Origin of the sequence: Cryobacterium algoritolerans (genome assembly GCF_004402785.1) — a bacterium.
In the GTDB taxonomy this organism is placed as follows: Bacteria; Actinomycetota; Actinomycetes; order Actinomycetales; family Microbacteriaceae; genus Cryobacterium; species Cryobacterium algoritolerans.
Genome location: NZ_SOFP01000047.1, coordinates 62,506 through 85,931 on the forward strand (window position 1 = coordinate 62,506; position 23,426 = coordinate 85,931).

28 protein-coding genes are annotated in these 23,426 nt (G+C 66.2%); 13 read left to right on the forward strand and 15 right to left on the reverse strand.

Translation table 11 applies throughout. The annotated features are described in order from the left end of the window. Positions 1-12: 12 nt before the first annotated feature. Genes E3O19_RS10230 through E3O19_RS10240 form a run of 3 tightly spaced genes read right to left on the reverse strand, consistent with a single transcriptional unit; the run spans position 13 to position 3,123 of the window. On the reverse strand, positions 13-630 hold the full coding sequence (locus tag E3O19_RS10230; RefSeq protein ID WP_134567284.1) for an LON peptidase substrate-binding domain-containing protein: 618 nt from the start codon (positions 628-630) through the stop codon (positions 13-15). Between the two features lie 43 nt (positions 631-673). Further along, on the reverse strand, positions 674-1,462 hold the full coding sequence (locus E3O19_RS10235) for a metal-dependent hydrolase (RefSeq protein WP_134567286.1): 789 nt from the start codon (positions 1,460-1,462) through the stop codon (positions 674-676). Continuing rightward, positions 1,459-3,123, reverse strand: coding sequence for an ABC-F family ATP-binding cassette domain-containing protein (locus E3O19_RS10240; RefSeq protein ID WP_134567288.1), 1,665 nt, complete (start codon positions 3,121-3,123; stop codon positions 1,459-1,461). The genes E3O19_RS10235 and E3O19_RS10240 overlap by 4 nt, the downstream gene beginning before the upstream one ends. Positions 3,124-3,200: 77 nt before the next feature. On the opposite strand from E3O19_RS10240, the gene E3O19_RS10245 reads away from it, so the two are divergent. After that, positions 3,201-3,557, forward strand: coding sequence for a LysR family transcriptional regulator (locus E3O19_RS10245; RefSeq protein WP_134567290.1), 357 nt, complete (start codon positions 3,201-3,203; stop codon positions 3,555-3,557). A 56-nt stretch (positions 3,558-3,613) separates the two neighbouring features. Here the strand turns inward: E3O19_RS10245 and E3O19_RS10250 are convergent, their stop codons facing one another. Both E3O19_RS10250 and E3O19_RS10255 read right to left on the reverse strand, forming a co-directional pair. Continuing rightward, entirely contained in the window at positions 3,614-4,333 is a 720-nt protein-coding gene (locus E3O19_RS10250) for a DUF2461 domain-containing protein (protein ID WP_134567292.1), read from the reverse strand. A 7-nt stretch (positions 4,334-4,340) separates the two neighbouring features. Further along, positions 4,341-4,910, reverse strand: a complete 570-nt coding sequence (locus E3O19_RS10255) for an HhH-GPD-type base excision DNA repair protein (RefSeq protein ID WP_134567294.1) — start codon at positions 4,908-4,910, stop codon at positions 4,341-4,343. 238 nt (positions 4,911-5,148) lie between these two features. On the opposite strand from E3O19_RS10255, the gene E3O19_RS10260 reads away from it, so the two are divergent. From E3O19_RS10260 to E3O19_RS10285, 6 genes are all read left to right on the forward strand, one after another. Continuing rightward, on the forward strand, positions 5,149-5,523 hold the full coding sequence (locus E3O19_RS10260; RefSeq protein WP_134567296.1) for a DUF805 domain-containing protein: 375 nt from the start codon (positions 5,149-5,151) through the stop codon (positions 5,521-5,523). Positions 5,524-5,678: 155 nt separating this feature from the next. Continuing rightward, positions 5,679-6,371 carry a hypothetical protein gene (locus E3O19_RS10265; RefSeq protein WP_134567298.1) on the forward strand — a complete coding sequence of 231 codons (693 nt, stop codon included), beginning with the start codon at positions 5,679-5,681 and terminating at the stop codon, positions 6,369-6,371. Between the two features lie 59 nt (positions 6,372-6,430). Continuing rightward, positions 6,431-6,664 (forward strand): hypothetical protein, encoded by a 234-nt coding sequence (locus tag E3O19_RS10270; protein WP_134567300.1) that lies wholly within the window; start codon positions 6,431-6,433, stop codon positions 6,662-6,664. Then, positions 6,661-7,416: a DUF2306 domain-containing protein gene (locus E3O19_RS10275; RefSeq protein WP_134567302.1), complete on the forward strand. Its 756-nt coding sequence runs from the start codon at positions 6,661-6,663 to the stop codon at positions 7,414-7,416. The genes E3O19_RS10270 and E3O19_RS10275 overlap by 4 nt, the downstream gene beginning before the upstream one ends. Beyond that, positions 7,413-7,670 carry a hypothetical protein gene (locus E3O19_RS10280; protein WP_134567304.1) on the forward strand — a complete coding sequence of 86 codons (258 nt, stop codon included), beginning with the start codon at positions 7,413-7,415 and terminating at the stop codon, positions 7,668-7,670. The genes E3O19_RS10275 and E3O19_RS10280 overlap by 4 nt, the downstream gene beginning before the upstream one ends. Before the next feature lie 67 nt (positions 7,671-7,737). Beyond that, positions 7,738-8,010: a DUF2277 domain-containing protein gene (locus E3O19_RS10285; RefSeq protein ID WP_134567306.1), complete on the forward strand. Its 273-nt coding sequence runs from the start codon at positions 7,738-7,740 to the stop codon at positions 8,008-8,010. Between the two features lie 270 nt (positions 8,011-8,280). On the opposite strand, the gene E3O19_RS10290 is transcribed toward E3O19_RS10285, so the two are convergent. The 7 genes from E3O19_RS10290 to E3O19_RS10320 form a co-directional block, all read right to left on the reverse strand. Beyond that, entirely contained in the window at positions 8,281-8,955 is a 675-nt protein-coding gene (locus E3O19_RS10290; protein WP_134567308.1) for an SDR family NAD(P)-dependent oxidoreductase, read from the reverse strand. A 398-nt stretch (positions 8,956-9,353) separates the two neighbouring features. Next, on the reverse strand, positions 9,354-9,896 hold the full coding sequence (locus E3O19_RS10295) for a hypothetical protein (protein WP_134567310.1): 543 nt from the start codon (positions 9,894-9,896) through the stop codon (positions 9,354-9,356). 857 nt (positions 9,897-10,753) lie between these two features. Next, a complete protein-coding gene (locus E3O19_RS10300) occupies positions 10,754-11,020 on the reverse strand; it encodes an SCO4226 family nickel-binding protein (RefSeq protein ID WP_198412118.1) in 267 nt (88 codons plus the stop codon). A gap of 921 nt (positions 11,021-11,941) precedes the next feature. Continuing rightward, positions 11,942-12,076, reverse strand: a complete 135-nt coding sequence (locus tag E3O19_RS18585) for a hypothetical protein (protein ID WP_277613026.1) — start codon at positions 12,074-12,076, stop codon at positions 11,942-11,944. 250 nt (positions 12,077-12,326) lie between these two features. After that, a complete protein-coding gene (locus tag E3O19_RS10310) occupies positions 12,327-12,818 on the reverse strand; it encodes a hypothetical protein (protein ID WP_134567314.1) in 492 nt (163 codons plus the stop codon). A 149-nt stretch (positions 12,819-12,967) separates the two neighbouring features. Further along, positions 12,968-13,192: a hypothetical protein gene (locus E3O19_RS10315; protein WP_134567316.1), complete on the reverse strand. Its 225-nt coding sequence runs from the start codon at positions 13,190-13,192 to the stop codon at positions 12,968-12,970. Positions 13,193-13,664: 472 nt separating this feature from the next. Continuing rightward, positions 13,665-13,994, reverse strand: a complete 330-nt coding sequence (locus E3O19_RS10320) for a hypothetical protein (RefSeq protein WP_134567317.1) — start codon at positions 13,992-13,994, stop codon at positions 13,665-13,667. Between the two features lie 184 nt (positions 13,995-14,178). On the opposite strand from E3O19_RS10320, the gene E3O19_RS10325 reads away from it, so the two are divergent. Beyond that, positions 14,179-14,784 (forward strand): class I SAM-dependent methyltransferase, encoded by a 606-nt coding sequence (locus tag E3O19_RS10325; RefSeq protein WP_134567319.1) that lies wholly within the window; start codon positions 14,179-14,181, stop codon positions 14,782-14,784. 76 nt (positions 14,785-14,860) lie between these two features. On the opposite strand, the gene ychF is transcribed toward E3O19_RS10325, so the two are convergent. After that, entirely contained in the window at positions 14,861-15,934 is a 1,074-nt protein-coding gene (gene ychF, locus E3O19_RS10330; RefSeq protein WP_134567321.1) for a redox-regulated ATPase YchF, read from the reverse strand. An 84-nt stretch (positions 15,935-16,018) separates the two neighbouring features. Here ychF and E3O19_RS10335 point away from each other — a divergent pair, with 84 nt between their 5' ends. Together E3O19_RS10335 and E3O19_RS10340 are read left to right on the forward strand one after the other, a co-directional pair. Next, positions 16,019-16,642, forward strand: coding sequence for an exonuclease domain-containing protein (locus E3O19_RS10335; protein ID WP_134567323.1), 624 nt, complete (start codon positions 16,019-16,021; stop codon positions 16,640-16,642). Positions 16,643-16,759: 117 nt separating this feature from the next. Then, on the forward strand, positions 16,760-18,118 hold the full coding sequence (locus E3O19_RS10340; RefSeq protein ID WP_134567325.1) for a DNA recombination protein RmuC: 1,359 nt from the start codon (positions 16,760-16,762) through the stop codon (positions 18,116-18,118). A 122-nt stretch (positions 18,119-18,240) separates the two neighbouring features. Here the strand turns inward: E3O19_RS10340 and glpX are convergent, their stop codons facing one another. After that, complete coding sequence (gene glpX / locus E3O19_RS10345; protein WP_241981325.1) at positions 18,241-19,173, reverse strand: class II fructose-bisphosphatase; 933 nt, start codon at positions 19,171-19,173, stop codon at positions 18,241-18,243. Between the two features lie 244 nt (positions 19,174-19,417). On the opposite strand from glpX, the gene fbaA reads away from it, so the two are divergent. Then, complete coding sequence (gene fbaA, locus E3O19_RS10350) at positions 19,418-20,443, forward strand: class II fructose-bisphosphate aldolase (protein ID WP_134567329.1); 1,026 nt, start codon at positions 19,418-19,420, stop codon at positions 20,441-20,443. A gap of 14 nt (positions 20,444-20,457) precedes the next feature. Next, positions 20,458-21,009, forward strand: coding sequence for a DUF6264 family protein (locus E3O19_RS10355; RefSeq protein WP_134567331.1), 552 nt, complete (start codon positions 20,458-20,460; stop codon positions 21,007-21,009). Between the two features lie 57 nt (positions 21,010-21,066). On the opposite strand, the gene E3O19_RS10360 is transcribed toward E3O19_RS10355, so the two are convergent. Continuing rightward, on the reverse strand, positions 21,067-22,107 hold the full coding sequence (locus E3O19_RS10360; protein WP_134567596.1) for a 4-hydroxy-3-methylbut-2-enyl diphosphate reductase: 1,041 nt from the start codon (positions 22,105-22,107) through the stop codon (positions 21,067-21,069). Between the two features lie 85 nt (positions 22,108-22,192). On the opposite strand from E3O19_RS10360, the gene xseA reads away from it, so the two are divergent. After that, the gene (gene xseA, locus E3O19_RS10365) at positions 22,193-23,425 is read left to right on the forward strand and encodes an exodeoxyribonuclease VII large subunit (RefSeq protein ID WP_134567333.1); all 1,233 of its coding nucleotides are present in this window, start codon (positions 22,193-22,195) and stop codon (positions 23,423-23,425) included. The last annotated feature ends 1 nt before the right edge of the window (position 23,426 follow it).

Consider the following 23,426-nt stretch of genomic DNA (forward strand, 5'->3'; position numbering starts at 1 on the left):
CCCGAGCACGACTCACTCATCCGGCCACGGGGAGCGGAACGACTCCACTGCCGCGGCCGTGTATACGAGCACGGCGGAGAGCAGCCCCTCCATGGTCGTCGCCCGCAGCAGGGCGATCTGGTCGAGGGGGCCGACCGGCGTGATGCCGGCCAGCTGCCAGGCGGCCGCCGTGGGATCCTCAGAGAGTTCGATATCCGGCGACCAGGCCTGGTCGGTGAACTCGCTGGCCAGGGCGAGTGCGCGCCGCACGGCCAGTTCGGCCTCCTCCCGGAGCGGGAACAGGTTGTCGTCCCAGTCCAGCTCCGGGATGTCACGGACGACGGCTTCCGGGTACGGGTCTTCCTCGAGCCAGTCGAGCACCTCGACCCGGCGCTCACCCTGGGCGAGTACACCGACGAACCCGTCGGATGCCGCCAGCTGCGTGATCTGGGCGACGGTGCCGTAGCCGAACCGGTGCTCTCCGCCGCCGACCTCCTGCCCGCGTTCGATCAGCACGACGCCGAATTCGGCCGGCTCGTCGGCGAGGATCCGGGACAGCATGATCAGGTACCGCTCCTCGAACACCCGCAGTTGCAGCGGGAGGTAGGGGAAGAGCACGGACCCGAGCGGAAACATCGGCAGGTTGGGCATACCCCCCAGCGAACCACGCCGAGGCCCATCCGCCAAGAGCCGATCAGTACAGCAATGCGGCCAGGTCGACGCCGACCTCGGCGAGTGCCGCGAACAGTATCCCGTAGCCGACGTAGAGGGTGACCGGGATCAGCAGCGCCCATTCCCGGAGGGATCCGGCGTTGCCGAGAATGGGGACGGCCAGGTGGCCGCCGGAGGTCCAGATCCGGTTGAGGACCGGCACCTTCCGCCAGGCGCGGGGCGGTTTGGGCACCCAGGGCCAGAGGAGCGGCAGCCCGCCGGTGGTCAGCAGGTCGCCGAGGAGGTGGACGCCGTAACCGAGGGTGATGCAGACGATGAACCAGTCGGGTCGCTCCGGCGCGAAGACCGTGATTCCGCCGGCTCCGACCAGCCCGATCGACCATGCCATCGGCCAGGATCCCGGGGCCAGGCCCAGCGCGTATGCGGCGAATGCGATCGCGGCGGCGCTCGCGGCGGCAATCCCGACGTCGACGGGCCGTTCGGACCAGGGCGACTGCCACGACAATCGGTCGAGGCCGGTGGCCAGCAGCCAGGCGCAGAGGATGGCGAGCAGCCCGTGCAGCCCGTGGCGATGGCCGCCCGACGCCCGGGAGATCCCGCCGGTCACGAGTCGGCCGAGCACGGGCACGGAGCGCGAGATGGTGGCGGAGCCATGGTCGGCGTCGGCGAGCAGGGCGGCGCCGGCGCAGAGCAGCGCGCCGGTGACGGTTCCGGCCGGAGAGACCGGGAAGAAGCCGAGGCCATGCCCGGCGGTCGCCGTGACGGCGATCCACGCTGCCGCGCCGGTCATGGCGTGGTGAGCACCCATCATCCCAGGGTGACCTGCCCGGCGTCGACGCTCCAGTGCCGGTCGGTCGTCACATTTTCGAGCATCCGCCGGTCGTGGGTGACCAGCAGGAGGGTGCCCTGGTAGGACTCAAGTGCCCGTTCGAGCTGTTCGATGGCGGCGAGGTCGAGGTGGTTCGTCGGCTCGTCGAGCACCAGCAGGTTGACCCCGGTCGCCTGGAGCAGGGCCAGGCCGGCCCTGGTGCGTTCACCCGGGGAGAGTTCGTCGACGGGCCGGCCGACATGGTCGGCTTTCAACCCGAACTTGGCGAGCAGCGTGCGTACCTCGGCCACGGGCAAGTCGGGGAGGAGTTCCGCGAAGCTGATGGAGAGCGGACGGTCCCCGGCGAGGAGCGCGCGCGCCTGGTCGATCTCGCCGATCCGAACACTGGCCCCGAACGCGGCCGTGCCCTCATCCGGGTTCTGCCTGCCCAGCAGCGCCCGGAGCAGCGTGGTCTTGCCGGCCCCGTTGGGGCCGGTGATGCCGATCCGCTCGCCCGCATTGACCTGCAGCGACACCGGGCCGAGGGTGAAATCACCCTGGCGGTACACGGCCGAGCTGAGCGTGGCGACCACGGCGCTCGACCGCGGCGCTGCGCCGATGGTCAACTCGAGTTGCCATTCCTTGCGCGGCTCCTCGACCTCCTCGAGGCGGTTGATCCGGCTTTCCATCTGCCGCACCTTCTGCGCCTGCTTCTCACTGGACTCGGCGGAGGCCTTACGCCGGATCTTGTCGTTGTCCGGCGCCTTCTTTATGGCGTTCCGCACGCCCTGGCTCGACCATTCGCGCTGGGTGCGGGCACGGCCGACCAGGTCGGCCTTCTTCGCGGCAAACTCGTCGAAGTCCTCGCGCTTGTGTCGCCGTGCCGTTTCGCGTTCCTCGAGGTAGGAGTCGTAACCGCCGCCGAACACCCGGTTGGCGTTCTGGGCCAGGTCGAGTTCCAGCACCCGGGTGACGCAGCGGGCGAGGAACTCCCGGTCGTGGCTGACCAGTACGACGCCGCCGCGCAGCCCGCGCACGAACGTCTCCAGCCGCTCCAGCCCGTCGAGGTCGAGGTCGTTGGTCGGCTCGTCGAGCAGGACGATGTCGAACCGGGACAGCAGCAGGGCGGCGAGGCCGACCTTGGCCGCCTGGCCGCCGGAGAGCGCCGTCATCGGCGTGTCCTCGGCCAGGTCGGCGCCGAGCCGCAGGCCCAGCTCGGCGAGCACGATCGGCAACCGGTCGTCGAGGTCGGCGGCCCCGCTCGCGAGCCACCGGTCGAGGGCCCTCGAGTACACGTCGGCCGGGTCCAGGCCATCCGGACGGGGCTCAGGATCGGCGAGGGCGGATGCCGCGGCATCCATCTCGCGGGTCGCCTCCGCACAGCCGGTGCGACGGGCGAGGTAGCCCGAGATCGTCTCGCCCGGCACACGTTCGTGTTCCTGGGGCAGCCAGCCGACGAAGGCATCGGTCGGGGCCAGGCTGACCGTGCCCGCCTGCGGGGCGAGGATGCCGGCGAGCAGCCGGAGCAGGGTGGACTTGCCTGCCCCGTTCGCGCCGACGACACCGATGACGTCGCCGGGGGCGACGGTGAGGTCGAGTGAGTCGAACAGGGTGCGGTGCGCGTACCCTCCGGCGAGGCCCCTGGCCACGAGCGTTGCGGTCATTACTCCATGTTCTCATTGCAGCGCGTACCCTGTTACTGCCCCGTGACCGGCACGGCGGCAGTTCGAAGGGCTTTCTTGTGGATACCACCCTGCTCGGGCGTTTCGTCACGACCGCCGAAGCCACCAACTGGGGTGCCGCGGCGAAGACCCTCAACCTGACCCGCGCCACCCTCCTCATCTCCATCCGCACGCTCGAGGACGAGGTCGGCGGCGAACTGTTCGTCACCGTCGACGACGTGCCCACGCTGACGAGCGCCGGACTCGAACTGCTCGAGGTCGCACGACCTCTGGTGCGGAAGCCCGCGGCATCCGCGGCAGCCGCCGCACCGAAGGCTCCGGCGAAGGCCGGCGGCAAGGCAAAGGCCTCCAAGGGCCAGGGGCGTGCCCCCGCGGTCAAGGGTGCGCCGAAGCCCAAGGGGCGCCAGTCGCGCTGAGCCGTGCGGGGGTGCGGCCGTGCGGCCTGAGACTCTCAGACCCGAGGTTCCGGTCGTCAGCGGGCTGATCGCAGCCCGGTCGCTGCTTCGCGCTCGAGGGGCGTGACGGCGGCCAGGGGCACGTTCAGGAAGTCGACGATGGGGGCGATCGCCCGGAATCGTTCGATCACGAGGTCGATGAACCCGCCGCCCAGCGCCGCCGCGCCCGGCAGGTTCGAGAAGAGCGCCCATCGCCGGTTCAGCAGCAGGTCGGCCGCGGGATGGTCAGCCGGGAACCCCTTCGGGGAGCGGATCAGCGGATGGCCGTCCAGCGGCTCGGTCAGCCGGACCAGGGACTCCTCGGCCAGAAGCGCCCGCAACCGGGCGTGGTGCTCGAGCAGGTGCCGGCGGATGGCGAGGAGCTGCGGCGGACCCGGGCGGTAGGAGCCCCCGGCGACCATGACCCCGTGCACGCCGACCTGAAGGAAGAACCCGGCGCCCCCGGTCTTCTCCAGGCCCTGACGCGGCCAGGATGCGGCCAGGTGGGTCTTGTAGGGCGTCTTGTCGTTCGAGAAGCGCACGTCGCGGTAGATCCGCAGCATGGCCTTGCTCGACGGCCGGATGTGGTCGGGGGCGAAATCGGCCAGCCTGGCGTTGACCGCGTCGATGACCTCCAGCATCCGTGCCTTCAGCTCACGCTCGTAGCTCGGCTTGTGCTCTTCGAACCAGTCACGGTTGTTGCGGTGTTCCAGCTCCTCGAGGAAGTCGAAGGCCTGCTCGCTGAAATGGGGACCCACCGCTGCCCTAGGCCTTCTTCGCGGCGGCCTTCGCCGCACGTTTGGTCTCGCGGACCAGGGCCAGCGACTCGGCGTCCACGATGTCGGCGACGGAGCGGTGCGAGCCGTCCTCGCCATAGGGGGCGGATGCCTCCCGCCACCCCTCGTTCGGCACCCGCAGTCTCTTGCCGAGCAGGGCGAGGAAGATCCGCGCCTTCTGGTCGCCGAACCCCGGCAGCGTCTTCAGCCGGCGCAGGATCTCGGCGCCGTCCGGGGAACCGGAGGTCCACAGGGAGGCGGCGTCGCCGTTCCAGTCGCGGGCGATGATGCCGGCCACCTCCTGCACGCGCGTCGCCATCGAGCCGGGGAAGCGGTGCACGGCCGGGCTGGTGCGGAAGACCTCGGCGAACGCGTCGGGGTCGAAGCCGGCGATGGTCGCCGGGTTGAGGGTGCCGATCCGGTCGCGGATCTTGGCTGGCCCGGCGAACGCCGTCTCCATCGCGATCTGCTGGTCGAGGAGCATTCCGAGGAGCAGGGCGAACGGATCCTCGGTGAGCAGGGTGTCCGCCGCTGGGTCGCCGGTGAGGTGCAGTGTCATGCCGCCATTGTGCCACCGGCAGGGGTGGTCCCGGCGGAGCTGCCCCGCCGCGCGAGGCGGTTTCCGACCGCGCCACAGGGAACGGCCGAACTGGACAATCACCACATTGATCACCACGCTTCGTGATGCCGCGTCACCAGGTGCCTCCGTAGATTCAGGTCTCGTGGAGTTCCCCGCTGAGGACCTCGCTTTGCGCTGAGCGCCACCACCTCCACGCCCGACTCCCTGAAAGGATCCCATGTCATTCCCCGCAGCAATCCAGATCGTCGTCCGCAAGTATGCGGATTTCACCGGCACAGCCGGCCGACCCGAGTTCTGGTGGTGGATTCTCTTCACCACACTCGTCACCGCCGTACTCGGCTCGCTCTCGGATCTGACGATGAACTCGGCGACCAGCTTCGGCGGGGCATGGAACCTCGTCGTCCTCCTGCCCACACTGGCCGTCCAGATCCGACGGCTTCGCGATGCCGGTTACCGCTGGGGGAACATCTTCTGGCTCGCGCTCCCGGGGGCAGGACTCATCGTCCTCGCGGTGTTGCTCGCCCAGCCGTCCCGACCCGCCGCAGCACCCCGGATCCTCGACTCGAATGCTCCGGAACCGGCACGGGCCTGATTCGAGGCGCCCGCACAATCACCACATCGATCACCACACCGGGTGATGCCCGGTCACCACGTGCCTCCGTAGATTCAGGTTGTCGTCAGGCATCCGCCCGGGCATTTCAGAACATCCATTCCAGAACATCCATTCCAGAGCATCGGAGAATCACCATGAGCATCACCTCGTCCACCCTTACCCGTGGGGCCGGCATCGCCGTCGCACTGTCAGGACTGATCTACATCGTCATCCAGTTCATCCACCCGGCCGACGAGGTCTCCTCCCTCACCACGCAGGCCTGGGTGACGGTGCACAGTCTCAGCTTCGGCATGGCCGTGCTCGGGATGGTGGGCCTCACCGGCGTCTACCTTCGCCAGGTTCGGCAATTCGGGTTGCTCGGCCTGATCGGATACGCGATGTTCGGACTCTTCTTCGTCCTGCAGTCGGCCTTCGTCTTCGCCGAGGCGTACATCGCGCCGTTGGTCGTGGCGGACGCGCCGCAATTCGCCGAGGACTTCGTCGGGCTCTTCGGTCGGCACCCGGCCGTGACCGACCTCGGTCCTCTCGCCGCACTCCCCCTGGTCGGAAGCGCGCTCTACATCGTCGGCGCCCTGCTGTTCGGCATCGCCATCCTCCGCGCCCGGGTGCTCTCCCGCGGAGCCGGCATCCTGCTGATCGCCGCCGCCGCCGTGACGCCCGTCGCCGGCGCGCTTCTCCCGCACGCCCTCGAACGGATGGCCGCCATCCCCATGGGCCTGGCCCTGATCTGGCTCGGCTACTCCCTGCGGTCGGACCAGCGCAAATCCGCGGGCCGGAGCCTGTCCGGCGAAAGCGGCTCCCGCCTCGACCGCGCGACCACGGCCTGAACCCCGCCCCGGGGCCCTTGCGAAGCGAAAGGAAGTGCGCGATGCATGAGGAGCACACGATGCCGGTCGGGCACGATCAGCTCGACCGGTACGAGATCCGCCTCCAGGGGCAGCTGGATGGTTGCTGGAGCGACTGGTTCGAGGGCTTCACACTGACAAACGATCGCGATGGAACGACCACCCTCACGGGATCGGTCCTCGATCAGGCTGCCCTGCACGGGCTGTTGCGGCGGGTCAGCAACCTGGGCGTCAGATTGGTCTCGGTCAACGTGCTGAGGAGCGGACAATCATGACGAAAGTCGTCGCAACTGCCGCGATCCCCCGCGGCAATACCAGGAAGGCCCCTCGAGCAGGGTGGTTCGCGCCCACCGGGTTGATCCTCCTCAGCCTCATCCCGATCCTGGCCGGGGCGGCGCGACTCGGCGAGTTGACCGGCGGGGCCGTCGCCACACCGCAGAACGCCCGGTTCCTCGACTCGCCCGTGCCCGTCGTGACGCACATTGTGAGCGTGACCGTGTTCAGCCTGCTGGGCGCGTTCCAATTCGTTCCCGCACTCCGTCGCCGCGGCTGGCATCGCATCGCCAGCGGGATACTCATCCCCGCCGGGCTGATCGCCGCCCTGTCCGACATGTGGATGACCGTCTTCTACCCGCACCCGCCCGGCGACGGCGTGCTCCTCTCGGTCCTCCGGCTGGTCTTCGGCGCCGCGATGGCGGCGAGTGTCGGCCTCGGCATCCGCGGAATCGTGCGCCGAGATTTCCTCCGGCACGGCGCGTGGATGACCCGGGCCTACGCGATCGGCGTGGGCGCGGGCACCCAGGCGCTGCTGCTGATCCCCGAGTCGATCTTTTTCGGCCCGGCCGCCGAACTCCCCCGAGCCGTGGCGATGGGTGCAGCCTGGGCGGTCAATCTCGCGGTGGCCGAGTACGTCATCCGTCGTCGGGCCACGCCAGCCCGAGGCCGACCTCGTCCGTCGAGCCGGCCCGGAAAAACGAGGGCGTTCACGTCACAAACACGCACACCTCAACTCAAGGAGTCGCTATGAATCCGCAACGAGAAACTCGCATTCACGCACAGGATGTCCGGATGAGCGCCGCCGTCTATCGCCGGTTCGGGTCCCCAGAGGTGGTGCGCATCGAGGATGCGCCCAAGCCTTCGCCGGGCCACGACGAGGTGCTCGTCAGAGTTCGGGCGAGCACCGTGAGCGCTGCCGACCACCGGGCTCGGGGGCGCACCATCCCCAACGTCGTTGCGGGTCGCGGGCTGACGGTCCGTCCCCTGTGCCCGGTCGAGGGGTAGACGCTGACGGCACGGCAAAGCGGAAATGCCGGGTGACGACGCCCGGACGCCTGGCTATTCTGGGTGCATGTGCCGGAACATCCACACTTTGCATAATTTCGAGCCCGCCGCCACCGACGACGAGGTCCACGCGGCCGCCCTGCAGTTCGTGCGCAAGATCAGCGGCTCCACGAAGCCGTCGCACGCCAACGCCGAAGCGTTCACCCGCGCTGTCGAGGAGATCGCCCACATCTCAAGGCATTTGCTCGAGGACCTGGTGAGCGCGGCTCCCCGGAAGAACCGGGAGGTCGAGTCTGAGAAGGCGAAGGCTCGCTCAGCGAAACGGTTCGCCGCGGCCTAGCCACGCCTCCGACACCTCGTCTCAGCCCGTGTCCACCCCCGAGATCAGTGCGACTGTCGCCGGAACGGACAACTGCGTCCGGCACACCAGCCACACTTGTCCGAAACGGTCACAGTTGCGCCCGACAGAGCGAGCTAGACGTTGAAGCGGAACTCCACCGAATTTCGTCACCGATCAACGTGAGGGCCTACCCGGCCTTCGCCCCCACCGACCCCCCGGGGGGTGCTAGGCGTTCAGCCAAGCGCAGTCCGGTCCGTCCCCTACTCCCGCCTACTCCCGGCCGTCCTCAAGCGGGATGAGCATGGTTCGGAACGGACCGGCAACGGCGTGGAGGCCCCAGATGCGATCGGCGACGCCGTCGATGCCATTGGCGAGCTGAAGCTGCGGAATGCCACCCGGGATAACAAGTTGACTGACCCGGATGCCCTCACCCTCGAGGGCGTCGTGGAGCATCTCACCGTAACCGCTCTCGGCCGGAAAGGCGACCGAAGTGCCGGCGAAGTCAGCACGGGCCTTTACCGAGGTTCCACCGTTGATCAAGACGATGCTGCCACGACCGGCCTGCCGCATCGCGGGGAGCACCGCACGCACCGCGTGAATGAGCCCGAGGGCCGAGAACCGCAGTGCCTCCAGCGCCAGCTCGGGTGTCATCTCAAGCACCGGCTTCAGGTAGTCACGCGATGGGAGCGGGCTGTACTGAAGTGCGGTGATGGGCCCGAGCTCTGCTGCGGCACGCGCAAGGGCACCTTCGAGCGATGCCGGCGTGAGGACATCCGCAGCGTAACCACTCGCGGTGAAACCGGCAGCCGTGAGCTCCGCCGCCATAGCGTCAAGTTTCGACTGGTTCCTGGAGATCAGCGCCACAGAGAAGCCTTCGCGACCGAACCTTCGCGCAACGGCTGCTCCAAGTCCCGGTCCAGCTCCGACGATGGCGATGACAGGCACGATGGTCTCCTTCGTTAATGATGCTGCGGCGGCTATCATACGGCGGGCTCGGGCTGCCTCCGACATGCTTGGCCCCGGAGCGCGAGGCTAGACGCTAAATCTGAACTCAACGACGTTCAACAGCCGATCAACCTCCTAACATTACAGCGTCCGGCCGTCCCCGGAAGGTCGGATCGATGACGGCAGCAAGGCCCGATGTCCGTCTAAGTCTCGGTGAAATCCGTCGCCAGCTGCAACGCCAGGCTCCGCAGCGTGATCGTGGCACTCCCTCCGAACGACGGAGTCGCCGAAAATGCGCACTCGGCCGTGCTGAATCGTCACCGCTTGATGCGGCGGCGGTCGCGCGCCTGGTCGTCGAGGCGGTGAGCAGCTTCATCGACGAGGTCGTCTGATGCGCGCTATGCTCCCCAGTTCATGGCCGGGGCAATGATGCGAGAGACAACGTCGTTGTGCTCAGAATCGATGACGAGCACAGAAAGGGCGGGCACGATCTCGATACCGTATCCCTCGGGAAACTTCGGAAGCTCTGTCCATTCGAGCTGCAAGGGCCCGTCTGCGTAGCTCTGGACGTCGTCCGGGTGCGCCGCAGCTACATCTGAAAATGAATCACCGACTGACACGCCATCGCTGGTCGAGAGAGTGAGTCCGCCCACCGTCTCGGCGGTCAGTAAGACATAGAACTCCGAATAGTACGGGGCCTCAGTCGTCCACTCGCCGTCCTGAACGGCAAACCCGCCCCAGTCATATGAAGTGCCTGGCGGATTATCCGCATGCCCGTCATAGTGGCTGACGGTCGGTTCGGTACCGAAAGCGTCAGTGAGCACGGCAACCACGTCCGCGGTCGGCTTAAAATAGTCGTGCTCGCTCAGCACGGCGCCGGAGTTGTCAACGATCTGGATCGACGCCACCGAGAACACGATCGACGCCGCAGCGGCGGGCACCGGACTCTCCGTCCCTGTCGGTGGCTGAGCGGTCGGCGAGTTAGCCTGACTGGATTGACCACTGGGCTCGGCGAACGGTGAGCACCCGGCCAGTATGAGCACTGCAATCCCCAGCGCAGCGATTACACATGTCGGTCGCGTTGTCTTCCCCATGCGCACAGCGTAGGGGTGCCGGGCGTCGTCCAAGGCCGAAACTGCCCCGTCTGCCGAAGCAGAAGGGTCCCTTCAGGAGCGCGACTGGCTAGACGTTAAACCGGAACTCCACCGCATTCCGTAGCAGATTAACGTCAAGTGCGGCGACATCAACGATCACTAATACCGAACGACAAAACGCCAGCGAACGATACTTAGAGCCATCGCTGCCCAAGTCAGACCGTGACGAGCCTCGCTAGCGCACACTTGCACTGACCTGATCGACTTTCACCGGCAGCACCCGCGGCAAGGCGCGCACCGGCACGATCCGGCGCAAACTGATTCAGATTCCGGCCCGCATCTCGACCTCGGCCCGGAAACACGTCCTGCACCTCCCGGCCAGCTGGCCCTGGGAAACCGGCTGAACAGCCCTGTTCGCGGCGGCCTGCGGCCCGCCACAAACGGCCACCATCCGACCACCCAGTCCAACGGCGCAACCAGACTAGGAACACCACCGACAGCAAGGCCGACCGCACCGCCATGCCCACCACCAGAAACCTCAGATCAAACGCCGGTGACCCGGCTCAGCCACGCTGACCGGTGGATCGAGGCTTAGACCAATACCGTTCAGTTAGTCCAATTCGCCGTAGATCAACACCCGAGAATCCACGACAATCACGGACGCGTGGATAGCGAAGTTCGTCCTAACTGAACGGCATTGAGGCTTAGACGGCGAACGGCACCGCGTGGATCTCATCGGCGGGGTGACCAGCGCGCTCATGAATGCGCTGAACCGCCTCTTGAGACGGCGCCTCCGATAAACAGTAGACAACTCCAGCTTCCGGATCAGCCCACGCTTGCTTGAAGATCACATTCTCATCACCCTGTATCGCCAGGTCAGCGTCGTGCGCCGCCTTCAAACCTTCCTCGGTCAACCCCGCCATGTTGTGGTGAACATCCATGAACTGCGGCATAGTGACGACCCCTTTCATTTGGGAATTCTGCGGCTTAGGATACGCGTGAAAGAATCCGCCGTCAACGAACCCTTGGAGTCGGACAAGACCTTCGCAGTGGGTGGTGTTGGGGATCCGACCGAGCGTGCCTCAGCAGAAGCCGTTCCAGCTTCGGCCCACCCTCGACGATGTCGTCGCGCAGAACCGGCGAATAGAGCATTGTGGAATAGACCGAGTTTGGAAATTCCGGCCGCACGGTGTTCCAAATATGCGAGGGGGAAACCACATGCGTTATCGCACTCTTGGAAACAGTGAAGCCGTCATTTCGACGTTGGCTCTCGGAACGATGACCCTCGGCGACGAGGCGACATTCGGTAGAAACCGCCCAGTAACGCGCCGCAGGGACCGCGAAGGCCACTCCAACTACAAAGCGAATTGGCCGCTCAAGATATTCCCCGGTTCCCCCGACGGCGCAGAACTCTCAAGACCCTCGCAAACCTAGCCGCAAGGCTCCGTCTCACCCGTCAAACTAGTGCAAGCCCGGACCATCCGTCGCGCCGGAAATGGGTCAACTATGGGATCAGGGTCGCGAATTTCCACTTACCCCATAGTCCCGAGCACATCCAAGGGAAAACCGCCCGTCCGCACATCGAAAACAGCACGAAAAACAACGAATGGCCTCCAAAATCTCGGAGGCCATTCGTTTTGGGCGGAGTTCTTGGAACAGATTCATCCAGTTCCAAGAACATCAGGAGTGCGGGTAGTTCACGAAATTCGATTTGCCCAGTCCTGGCGCGGGACATCGGTGCCCAGCCAAATCACTTGTCCATCACATCGCCGGTTTAATTCCGAGGGCAGCGAGTAGCCCGGCGTGTACGCGCGCGGCGCTGCAGAGGTTAGTTTGAGAAGCGGAACTCCACCCGATTGCGTTACGGAAATACATCACAGGAACCGGGTCGCTCAGTCGGCCAGGCCGAGAAATGCCATCACGAGCGGCTCGAGGTCGACGAGTTGCGTCGAGGAGAGCTGGCCGATCCGCTGCGAGACGCGCGCACGACGCGCGGCGAGGTCAGGACGGCCCGGACCAGCTGGCATGAAGAATCCCAAGATTTCGAAGGATCCTGCTCACACATGCTCAGGGGTTTCATATGGCCGAGGGACCCCCATCCAGTCTCCCCTCTCCGGGATACGCGCCTCGCGAGGGCGGGGTCAAAGTTAGCGCCTATCGAGACGGTATCCGCCTTGGACCGCCGTACGCGACTTCCGTCGACGCCAGTTCAATTCAGCGGCTCAGGGATCAGCCACAGGCCGCCGCCTCCACGGAGCGATCGCCAGAGTTCCCAGATCACGCCAGGGACTCCGCACAAGCGCGGTCAAACCATCCAGCCGCATCAACCAAGGTATCGAGAACTCTTCGACCTGCTACATATTGCTCATAGCGCGGCCGAAAAGTGGATTGCTGGTCGAAATCCGGAAGGTCCGCAACTGGAAGCCACGCACCAAAAGTCTCGATCTTGTAGGGAATGACGTAAGGAATGCTCACCCCTCCGGCCGTCTGAACTGCGAAGAATCGATGATGACCAAGTGCGCTGCGTGCATAGCGGAGGCCGTTGACAACATTGCCTTGCGGGTCAGTGTTTCGCCGCGACCTGTAGCTCTCCACCACCTCCAGTTCCTCATCGATGCAGATCGCCCACCATACGGACTCGGCAAGCGGCCCGTACATCGCTCTGGCCACCGAAGCCGGGGCCGCTGAGACGCGTTCGATAGCGGCGCCAAATGCCTCGCGTGCTAGGCCGAGCATCTCAGTGTCGACGGCTCGCCCCTTGCCGCTCAAGGAGAACTACTTCTGATCGCCAGAGGCAGGTTGGAAACGGAACTCCACAGGACCACCGCACGGAAAGCCATGACAAGCACCCGGCTATTCAGCCGGCCAGTGCGAGCAATACCAGCGAGCCGATCGCCCGCAGCCGAGTGATAGACCAGTCATTTTTCGGTCACTTTCGCTTGCCGCGCGCGCAGATATCCGCGCACAAATTGCCACTCCATGATTAGGCCGAGACCTGTCACGACAAATGCGGCGGCGGACTGAGTCATCCCCATCACAACCGAAACCACGACGATGGCCGCACAGATCAACATGTTCCACCACGCCGCTACCATCCGACCGTTTGGTGAGGTGAGCCGACCGAGTCCGTTGTGATCACTCACCGTATCTGCCCCATGAGCGCCCCGATCGATACGCAGATACCAAGAACCACAAAGAGTGCGCCGCCCACCACCATTAGTGCTGGTGATTGAGTTCGGCGTGTCATGCGGATGCCCTGCTGGCGTCGTTGGAGTCTCGCGAGCTCTGATATCCGAGCGCGCTTCACCATGAAGATCACCCCGAATGCAATCGCGAACGGCCCCCACAGGAGCGCAAAGACCTGGCCCGAGCTCATGCTGTGAATCCTACGGCCTAAAGATAGTTTGACCGGCTTTATCGCGCTCGGAGCCTCATGAGCGACACCTATCGGCCGGCTTCAGATGGTAACAACACCGTGGTGACTGCTGCCGTTACGGACTGGAAGGGCGACCCACCATTCGACTTTGCTAACGCCGGAATCCCATAAGCGCCCACCGCATGACAGTCTTGCACCGCGACAGCTGGAAAGCAGAACGCGATGGGGCAGCTCCACCGCTAATTCGCCGCGTTAGCCTCGTATTGGTCCCACACGCGCTGGTAGTCGGCGGCCTTGTACATCAAAGACATTCGCAGGATGGCAGACCAAGGGAAGAACTCGGGCTTGTCTCCCCCGATCTTTTCGAAGTTGCCTCTTTTGATAGGAACGATGCCCTCGTCCAGCTCGGCACCACCCCCGGTCAGGCCGAGTGCGCTTAGCTCGTGGACCTCCAACCGCACCGTGTGCCGCAGCTCCTCGCCGCCGTGCCCGTCGCTGTATATGAGGGGGCTGACGAGAGTAACGTGAATGATGTCGCCGCGTTCGAGCCCGAGAGGTATTGAGTCCATGGCCCATATCCTGCCCTAAGAAGGTTCCGCCGAGATAGACCAAGCTTGAGGCCCCGCGCACCGACAAGGCTCGAAAGAAGGAGCGTGTGGGGCCGGCCTGACGAGCGGAGCCGGGGTTGTCGATGTAGAACTTGTCCACGATCGCTGCCGGGGTGACTTCGACTGAAAACCTAGAATCGTCACCATGACCGTTTCGAACGTAAGCGACGCGTATGGCAGGCGATCGGCGGCGTACGTCGAGTTGTTCGGTCGGATCGATGCCGCCGCCGAAGCGGATCGGGAAGCGGTGCTTGCCTGGGCGCGTGGGCTCACTGGACCGGTCATTGATGTTGGCTGTGGCCCAGGGCAATGGACGCATTTTCTGTTCGAGCACGGTCTCGAGATCGAGGGCATCGATCCGACTCCGGAGTTCATCGACGCAGCAGAGCAGCAATACCCTGAAGTCCGTTTCCGGATCGGACAGGCCGAGCACCTCGACGTCGATAATGGGAGCCTTGGTGGAGTCCTGTCGTGGTATTCCCTGATCCACATTGATCCACTATGCATTGACACCGCCCTAGCCGAGTTCGCGCGTTGCCTACGTCCTGGCGGCAGCCTCGCTCTCGGCTTTTTCGAGGGGCCTGAAGTCAGAGCATTCAGCCATGCCGTGGCGACGGCGTACTACTGGCCGCTGGATACCTTGTCCGCACGCGTCGAGGCGTGCGGATTCACAATCACCGAGGCAGGCAAACGCACCGATCCCGGGGTGCGTGCCCACGGATTCATAACCTCAACACGAAATTCGTCGTAGCACCGGGCGCCAGATCGGAACTCGACGTCGATCCACATCGGAAAAAGAAGCTATAACTGCAGGTCAGAGGCATTTTTCAAACATTGAACCGGAATTCAACCACGTCGCCGTCCTGCATGACGTACTCCTTGCCCTCGATCCGGGCCTTGCCCTTCGAGCGGGCCTCGGCGATGGAACCGGCGGCGACCAGGTCGTCGAAGGAGAAGACCTCGGCCTTGATGAAGCCCTTCTGGAAGTCGGTGTGGATGACGCCGGCGGCCTGCGGGGCGGTCCAGCCCTTGTGGATCGTCCAGGCGCGGGTTTCCTTCGGGCCGGCGGTCAGGTAGGTCTGCAGGCCGAGGGTGTCGAAGCCGATCCGGGCGAGCTGGTCGAGGCCGCTCTCGGCCTGGCCGGTCGACGCCAGCATCTCGGCGGCGTCCTCGGCGTCGAGCTCGCTGAGCTCCGATTCGAGCTTCGCGTCGAGGAACACGGCGTTGGCCGGGGCGACGAGCGCGGCCAGCACGGCCAGCTTGTCGGCATCCTGCAACACGTCTTCGTCGACGTTGAACACGTAGATGAACGGCTTGGCGGTGAGCAGCCCAAGTTCCCTGATCGGTTCGATATCGAGGGTCGCGGAGGACAGCGGCTGGCCGGCGTCGAGCACGGCCTGCGCCTTGAGCGCGGTCTCGAGCACGATCGGGGGCATCTTGCGACCCTTGACCTCCTTCTCAAAGCGCGTGATGGCTTTATCGAGGGTCTGCAGGTCGGCGAGGATGAGCTCGGTGTTGATGGTCTCCATGTCGCCGGCCGGGTTGACCGCGCCATCGACGTGCACCACGTCGGGGTCGGCGAAACCGCGGATGACCTGCGCGATGGCGTCCGCCTCACGGATGTTGGCGAGGAACTTGTTGCCGAGGCCCTCACCCTCGCTCGCGCCGCGCACGATCCCGGCGATGTCGACGAACGACACGGGAGCCGGCAGCAGCCGTTCGCTGCCGAAGATCGAGGCGAGCGCCGCCAGCCGGGAGTCCGGCAGGTTGACGATGCCCACGTTCGGCTCGATCGTGGCGAACGGGTAGTTCGCCGCCAGCACGTTGTTCTTGGTCAACGCGTTGAAGAGGGTGGACTTGCCGACATTGGGCAGTCCGACGATTGCAATAGTAAGAGCCACGAGAGTCCATCGTACCGGCTGGGCCCGGTGCCGCGCTCTGACGCCGAGGGAAGACGTGTCGGCGGTCCGTGAGAGCATGAAGGGGTGCCAGTCAATTTCACAGCCATCGACTTCGAGACCGCAAACTCTTCGGGTGCTTCGGCCTGTTCGGTCGGACTGGTGAAGGTTCGGGACGGGATCGTGGTCGACCGGGTCGGCTGGTTCATCCGGCCCGCTCCCGGGCACGACGCGTTCCTCGAGTGGAATATCAAGATCCACGGCATCCGTCCGTCGGATGTCGTCGATGCGGCAACCTGGGCCGAGCAGCTTCCCGACCTGGTCGCGTTCGCCGACGGCGACCATCTCGTCGCCCACAACGCCGGCTTCGACCTCGGCGTCATCAAGACGTCGTCCACGGTCGCCGGCCTTGCCGTTCCTGACTTCACCTACGTCTGCAGCCTCCAAGTTGCCCGGCGCACGTACCAACTCGATTCCTACCGGCTGCCCGTGGCCGCGATGGCGGCCGGGTTCGAGGGGTTCGCTCACCACGACGCCCTCGCCGACGCCGAAGCGTGCGCGGCGATCATGATCCACGCGGCTGGGCGGCACGATGCCGACACCCTCGAAGAGCTGGCCCGCATCTCCGGGGTCGGGATCGGGGCCATCGGCCCGATCGCCACCAAGGAGAAGGCGGCCACGCACGGCCCGATGGCCCTCAACCAGCCGTAGCGCGTCGAAACGCGCCGGCCTGTACTGAAGAAGTGAGTGCAGGCTGCAGAGTGCGTGCTCGACGCGCGGCGGGCGGCGCTGGCCGGCGATGTCGGTGGTCGCTGGCAGAGTAGGGGTATGGATCCCTGGCTCACACTCCTTCTCGGCATTGCCCTCGGGGCGCTGCTCGGTGCCCTCTGCGCGGTGGCCCTCCTGCAGCGGCGCGGAACGGCCGCGAGCAACGGCGCCCCGGTAGAGGACCCCGCCGTTCTCGAGGCGCGGCACCAGGTGGCGCTTGCCCAGTTGCGCTCCTCCGAAGCCGCCGTGTCGGCCATCCTGCGGGAGGAACTCGCGTCGGTGCAGGCCACGACGGATGCCCTCCGCGAGCAACTCGGCGAAGCCCAGCACCGGGCGCGGGAGGTTGACGACCGCCAGCGCGAAGAGACCGCCGCGCGCACCGAACGCGAGCAGCGCGAAAGTACCGTGCTGCAGGCCCTCGCGCCGGTGCGGGAGAGCCTGCACGACATGCAGAAAAAGGTCTCCGAACTGGAAGCGCAGCGCAGCGTGCAGCACGGCGAGCTCAGCCAGCAGCTTCGCAGCGCCACCGAGTCCGAAGAACGCCTGCGCAGCACCGCCGAGTCCCTGGCGTCCGCCCTGCGCGCCAATAACACCCGCGGGGTGTGGGGCGAGACCCAGCTGCGCAGCGTGGTCGAGGCCGCCGGCCTGATCGAACGCGTCGACTTCGACGTGCAGTCGAGCATCACCTCAGATGCCGGGGCCGGTCGCCCCGACATGGTCGTGCACCTGCCCGGCGGGAAGAACATCGCGGTCGACGCCAAGGTGCCTTTCACCGCGTTCCTGGAGGCGAGTCAGATTCCGGCGACCGCGACCGGTGCGGAGGGCGCCCGGCGCACGACACTCCTGGCGGCCCACGTGAAGGCCGTTCGCGACCACATCACCACCCTCGGCGGCAAGGCGTACTGGCAGGGCCTCGAGGCATCCCCCGAAATCGTCATCGCGTTCATTCCCAGCGAGTCCCTGGTGTCGAGCGCCCTCGAGGCCGACCCGTCCATCATGGAGTTCGCCTTCTCCAAGCGGGTCGCCCTGGCTTCGCCGGTCACACTCTGGTCGGTGCTGAAGACGGTCGCGTTCACCTGGCAACAAGACGTGCTCACTCACGACGCGAAGGTGCTCTTCGACCTCAGCCGGGAACTCTATGGCCGGCTGTCGACCACGGCGACGCATATCGAGAAGCTGGGCCGGTCGATCGAGCGCACAGTGAAGGACTACAACGGCTTCGTCGGCTCGATGGAACGCCAGGTGCTGCCGACCGCTCGCAAACTAAACGCCCTCGACGAGTCGAAGGTGTTGGCTCCGCTGGCCGCCATCGAGGAGAGCACCCGGGAGCTGGCCGCCTGGGAGTTCGTGGCCGAACTGGAAGCCGTGGAACGGGACGCTGCCGAACTCGAAACGGCCCGCACCGACAACGTCCGCTGACGACCAGGACGGTCACGGCCGGTCACGGCCCGCGACGTCTGTTACGACGAGAGTCGCCGTTCGCACGGCGACTCTCGTTGTTCACGGTGACACCCGGCAGGCAGGCCGCCGGGGACTGGAGCCTAGAGCCACTTCGAAGCGAGATGCTCCGCGATCACCCGGCGGGTGGTGCCGGACTTCGACCGCATCACGATGCTCTCGGTGCGGATGATCGGCCCCATGCGGCGCACGCCGTCAACGAGTCCGCCATCGGTCACGCCGGTCGCTACGAAGAACGTGTTGTCGCCGCTGACCATGTCCTCCAGCTCGAGCAGTTTGTCAATGTCGAGTCCGGCCGCGATTCCGCCCGCCCGCTCCGCGTCGTCCTTCGGGGCGAGGCGGCCCTGCATATAGCCGCCGATGGCCTTCAGCGCGCACGCGGTGGTGATGCCCTCTGGGCTGCCGCCGATGCCGACGCACATATCGATGCGCGTTTCCCAGCGGGCCGCGTTGATCCCGCCGGCGACGTCGCCGTCGCTCATCAACCGGGTGCCGGCGCCGGCGCTGCGGATCTCGTCGATCAGGCCGGCGTGGCGGGGCCGGTCGAGCACGGCGAGGACCATCTCGCCGACCGGCTTGCCGGTCTTCTGGGACAGGGAACGGATGTTGTCCCCGATCGACTGATCGAGGCTGACGACCCCGCGGCCGGCGCCTCCGGTGACGATCTTGTCCATGTAGAACACGGATGACGCGTCGAGCATGGTCCCGCGGGACGAGACCGCGATGACGGAGAGTGCGTTCTGGCGTCCGGCTGCGGTGAGGCTCGTGCCGTCGATCGGGTCGACGGCGATGTCGCAGGCCGGGCCGCGGCCGTTGCCGACCCGTTCACCGTTGAAGAGCATCGGGGCTTCGTCTTTTTCGCCCTCGCCGATGACGATGAGGCCATCGAAGTTGACGGTGCCGAGGAAGACACGCATGGCGTCGACGGCCGCCTTGTCTGCGGCGTTCTTGTCGCCGCGGCCGATGAACGGAACCGCGCGAATCGCGGCCGCCTCGGTCGCGCGCACCAGCTCCATGGCCAGGTTTCGGTCGGGATGGGTGAAATTGGGGGCGATTTCGGGGCTGTTCACAGATGGTCCTTCCCGGACGAAGAGTGCGGCAGTGGCGTGACCCATCTTTGGGCCGGCGCTGGTCGACCAGCGCTGCCGCCTTCAGCCTAGCGCCCGGTGATCCCGATCCAGCCTCAGGGTCTCGTACGCCCGGCGACCCTCCCTCGGTAGTATTGAAGGACCGAAACGGTTCAACCGAGGAGACACAACAATGCCCATCGCAACCCCCGACCAGTATGCAGAGATGCTCAACAAGGCCAAGACGAATGGGTTCGCGTACCCCGCGTTCAACGTTTCGTCCTCACAGAGCATTAACGCCGTACTACAGGGCCTGACCGAGGCCGGCTCAGACGGCATCATCCAGGTCACCACCGGTGGCGCAGATTACTTCGCCGGCCACACGGTCAAGAACCGCGCATCCGGTGCGCTCGCGATGGCGCACTTCGTACAGTCCGTCGCCGACAATTATCCCGTTACCGTTGCCCTGCACACGGACCATTGCCCCAAGGGCGCCCTCGAGGACTTCGTCCTGCCGCTGATCACCGCCTCTGAAGAAGAGGTCAAGGCCGGCCGCAACCCGATCTTCCAGTCCCACATGTGGGACGGCTCCGCCATTGCGCTCGGCGAGAACCTGGAAATCGCCAAGGACATCCTCAAGCGCACCAAGGCGATCAACGCGATCCTCGAGGTTGAAATCGGCGCCGTCGGCGGCGAAGAGGACGGCGTTGAGGGCGACGTCAACGAGAACCTGTACACGACCCTGGGCGACGCGCTGTCCATGATCGACTCCCTCGGGATGGGCGAGAACGGCCGCTACATGGCCGCGCTCACCTTCGGCAACGTGCACGGTGTCTACAAGCCCGGCAACGTGAAGCTGCGCCCGGAGCTGCTCAAGGAGATCCAGGATGGCGTCGCCGCCAAGCTGGGCACCGGCCCGAAGCCGCTCGACCTGGTCTTCCACGGTGGGTCGGGCTCGACCGACGCCGAGATCGCCGAGGCCGTTGCCAACGGCGTCGTGAAGATGAACATCGACACCGACACCCAGTACGCGTTCACGCGCGCCGTCGCCGGCTACATGCTCAGCAACTACGACAGCGTGCTCAAGGTTGACGGCGAAGTCGGCAACAAGAAGGTCTACGACCCGCGCGCCTGGGGCAAGGTTGCCGAGACGGCCATGGCCGCCCGCGTCACCGAGGCTACCCGTCAGCTCGGCTCCGCCGGCCACTCGAACAGCTAGCACCCGGGATGACGATGGCCGAGAATCCTCTGTCCACACCAGCGGGGACCCCGCCCGAGGATTCCCGGCCACGCCCGCAATACGGCGAACTGGCACCGGAGGGCTGGAGCTGGACTCCCTCCCCCGACGCGGCCTCACCGGCGGTTCCGCCGGCCACGCCGGCCACGCCCGGCCCGAACCAGGCGGCCCAACCCCGCGGCGGCGTTCCCGCTTGGGACCGACCGTTGACCCTTGCCCTGCTTGTCTTCGGGCTCCTGGCCACCTTCTTCGCGGTCGGAGTGCTCGGCGCCCTCCCTCAAGCCGTGCAAATGCTGTACACGCAGCAGGACCTCGGGGATTACACCCCCGCCCCCTCGGTGGCCGGGCTGATCACCGCCGGCAGCATCACCGAGGCCGTGGTCTGGCTGGCCGCCGCAGCCGGCGCGATCCTGTTACTCGTCCGTGGCAAGCGGGCGTTCTACCTGCCGCTGATCGGAGCCGTCGTCGCCTTCGTCGTCATCTTCGTGTTCATGTCGGTCATCCTGGCCACCGACCCGACGTTGCTCAACTTCTACAGCCAGCCGTAACCCAGCCACCCTGACCGAGCCGGCCCCGTCCGGCCGGTGTGAGTCGGCCGCCGTCGCCTACTCGTCGGAAGTCATCCGTCCGCCGAGCCCACGGGCGTCCGTGTTGCCGGCAAGATCCTTGCGCAGTTCCTTCGGCAGCGAGAACAACAGGTCTTCCTCGGCCGTCTTGATCTCCTCGACGTTGCCGTAGCCGGCATCCTCAAGCGCCGCGAGCAATTCGTGCACCAATTCCTCCGGCACGGATGCCCCACTCGTCACACCGACGGTGACCACACCGTCGAGCCACTCCTGCCTGACCTCGCTGGCGTAGTCCACCCGGTAGGCGGCCCGGGCGCCATATTCCAGCGCCACCTCGACCAGACGCACCGAGTTGGACGAATTCGCCGAACCGACCACGATCACAAGGTCGGAGTCCTCGGCGATCTTCTTGATCGCCACCTGCCGGTTCTGGGTGGCGTAGCAGATGTCGTCGCTCGGCGGGTCCTGCAGCAGAGGGAAGCGCGCCCGCAGGCGGCGCACGGTTTCCATGGTCTCGTCCACGCTGAGCGTGGTCTGCGAGAGCCAGACGACTTTCTCCGGGTTGCGCACCTGGATCGTGTCGGCTTCGTCGGGGCTGCCGACGAGGGTGGTGTGCTCCGGGGCCTCACCAGCGGTGCCTTCGACCTCCTCATGGCCCTCGTGGCCGATCAGGAGGATCTCGAAGTCGTCCCTGGCGAAGCGCACGGCCTCGCGGTGCACCTTGGTCACCAGCGGGCAGGTCGCGTCGATCGCGAGCAGGCCCCGGTCGGCGGCGGCGCCCACGACAGCCGGCGAGACGCCGTGGGCGCTGAAAACAATGTGGGAGCCGGTGGGGACCTCGTCGACCTCCTCGACGAAGATGGCGCCCTTCGTCTCCAGTTCGGAGACGACGTGCACGTTGTGCACGATCTGCTTGCGCACGTACACGGGCGCGCCGTACAGCTCGAGGGCCTTCTCCACCGCGATCACGGCGCGATCCACGCCGGCGCAATAGCCGCGCGGGGCGGCCAGCAGCACCCGCTTCACTCCGTTGACGGGGGTATCCTTGAGCCTGTTGCGTGCGCTCGGGATACGTGGCATGCCCAGGCCGATTACGGGCGAATCCGTACTAATCATCACGCTGCCAGTCTAAGCGTGCCGCGCTGGAGCTCTCTGGGAGGAACGATTGAAGCAGGATGCACCCCCCACCGCCCTGACCCCGTGGCCGGTCGCGCTGCTGGCGAACAAGATCCGCGGGTATATCGAACGGCTCGGCACCGCCTGGGTTGAGGGCGAGATCACCCAGTGGGGCGTCAGCGGCGGGAACGTCTACGGCAAACTCAAGGACCTGACCGAGGACGCCACCGTCGGCTTCACCGTGTGGTCCTCCGTGAAGGCCAGGCTCACCGACGAATTCACACAGGGTGACCGGGTGATCGCCCTGGTCAAACCGAACTACTGGATCAAGGGTGGCACGCTCACCATGCAGGTGTTCGAGCTGCGCCAGGTGGGCCTTGGCGACATGCTCGAGCGGCTTGAGCGGCTGCGCAAGCAGCTCGCCGGCGAGGGCCTGTTCGACGCCTCCCACAAGGTGCCGCTCCCCTTCCTTCCACACTGCATCGGCCTGGTCACCGGCAAGGACTCCGACGCGGAGAAGGACGTCATCCGGAACGCCCAGCTGCGCTGGCCGGCCGTGAACTTCACCATCGCCTACGCCGCGATGCAGGGCGACCGGATGGTGAACGAGGTGACCGCAGCCATCCAGGCCCTTGACGCCGACCCCGAGGTCGATGTGATCATTGTGGCGCGCGGCGGCGGCGACTTCCAGAACCTGCTCGGCTTCAGCGACGAGAAGGTGGTTCGCGCGGCCGCGGCCTGTGCAACGCCGCTGGTCAGCGCGATCGGCCACGAGGCCGACCGGCCGCTGCTCGACGAGGTCGCCGACCTGCGCGCGTCGACGCCGACGGATGCCGCCAAGCGCGTGGTGCCCGACGTCTCTGACGAGCTCAACCGGGTGCAGCAGGCGCGCGCCCGGATCAGCACCCGCCTGACCGGAATCATCGCCACCGAAATCGACCGGATCGACCAGCTCCGCTCCCGCCCCGTACTCAGTTCCCGGGATTGGATCATCGACTCCCGCGCCGAGGACCTCACCCGCTACGTTGCCCGAGGCACCGAGCTGGTGGACCGGGTCGTTGAGCGGGCAGGCGCCGCGATCGGAGACCTGCGCTCCCAGCTGCGCGCCCTGTCGCCCCAGGGCACGCTCGACCGCGGCTACGCCATCGTGCAGCTCCCCGACGGCCACGTCCTGCGCCGCCCCGACCAGGCCCCGGCCGCCACGAAACTCCTGATCACCGTCGCCGACGGCACAGTGTCGGCCACCGCCGACGACACCGCCGACCTGATCGCGTCGAATTAGA

Bases quoted from the DNA above. Each gene is read 5' to 3' on its own strand.
- E3O19_RS10230 (WP_134567284.1), bottom strand. From the start codon at position 630: ATGCCCAACCTGCCGATGTTTCCGCTCGGGTCCGTGCTCTTCCCCTAC.
- E3O19_RS10235 (WP_134567286.1), bottom strand. From the start codon at position 1,462: ATGATGGGTGCTCACCACGCCATGACCGGCGCGGCAGCGTGGATCGCC.
- E3O19_RS10240 (WP_134567288.1), bottom strand. From the start codon at position 3,123: ATGACCGCAACGCTCGTGGCCAGGGGCCTCGCCGGAGGGTACGCGCAC.
- E3O19_RS10255 (WP_134567294.1), bottom strand. From the start codon at position 4,910: ATGACACTGCACCTCACCGGCGACCCAGCGGCGGACACCCTGCTCACC.
- E3O19_RS10260 (WP_134567296.1), top strand. From the start codon at position 5,149: ATGTCATTCCCCGCAGCAATCCAGATCGTCGTCCGCAAGTATGCGGAT.
- E3O19_RS10265 (WP_134567298.1), top strand. From the start codon at position 5,679: ATGAGCATCACCTCGTCCACCCTTACCCGTGGGGCCGGCATCGCCGTC.
- E3O19_RS10270 (WP_134567300.1), top strand. From the start codon at position 6,431: ATGCCGGTCGGGCACGATCAGCTCGACCGGTACGAGATCCGCCTCCAG.
- E3O19_RS10275 (WP_134567302.1), top strand. From the start codon at position 6,661: ATGACGAAAGTCGTCGCAACTGCCGCGATCCCCCGCGGCAATACCAGG.
- E3O19_RS10280 (WP_134567304.1), top strand. From the start codon at position 7,413: ATGAATCCGCAACGAGAAACTCGCATTCACGCACAGGATGTCCGGATG.
- E3O19_RS10285 (WP_134567306.1), top strand. From the start codon at position 7,738: ATGTGCCGGAACATCCACACTTTGCATAATTTCGAGCCCGCCGCCACC.
- E3O19_RS10300 (WP_198412118.1), bottom strand. From the start codon at position 11,020: ATGAAAGGGGTCGTCACTATGCCGCAGTTCATGGATGTTCACCACAAC.
- E3O19_RS18585 (WP_277613026.1), bottom strand. From the start codon at position 12,076: ATGCCAGCTGGTCCGGGCCGTCCTGACCTCGCCGCGCGTCGTGCGCGC.
- E3O19_RS10320 (WP_134567317.1), bottom strand. From the start codon at position 13,994: ATGGACTCAATACCTCTCGGGCTCGAACGCGGCGACATCATTCACGTT.
- E3O19_RS10325 (WP_134567319.1), top strand. From the start codon at position 14,179: ATGACCGTTTCGAACGTAAGCGACGCGTATGGCAGGCGATCGGCGGCG.
- E3O19_RS10340 (WP_134567325.1), top strand. From the start codon at position 16,760: ATGGATCCCTGGCTCACACTCCTTCTCGGCATTGCCCTCGGGGCGCTG.
- glpX (WP_241981325.1), bottom strand. From the start codon at position 19,173: ATGGAGCTGGTGCGCGCGACCGAGGCGGCCGCGATTCGCGCGGTTCCG.
- fbaA (WP_134567329.1), top strand. From the start codon at position 19,418: ATGCCCATCGCAACCCCCGACCAGTATGCAGAGATGCTCAACAAGGCC.
- E3O19_RS10355 (WP_134567331.1), top strand. From the start codon at position 20,458: ATGGCCGAGAATCCTCTGTCCACACCAGCGGGGACCCCGCCCGAGGAT.
- E3O19_RS10360 (WP_134567596.1), bottom strand. From the start codon at position 22,107: ATGCCACGTATCCCGAGCGCACGCAACAGGCTCAAGGATACCCCCGTC.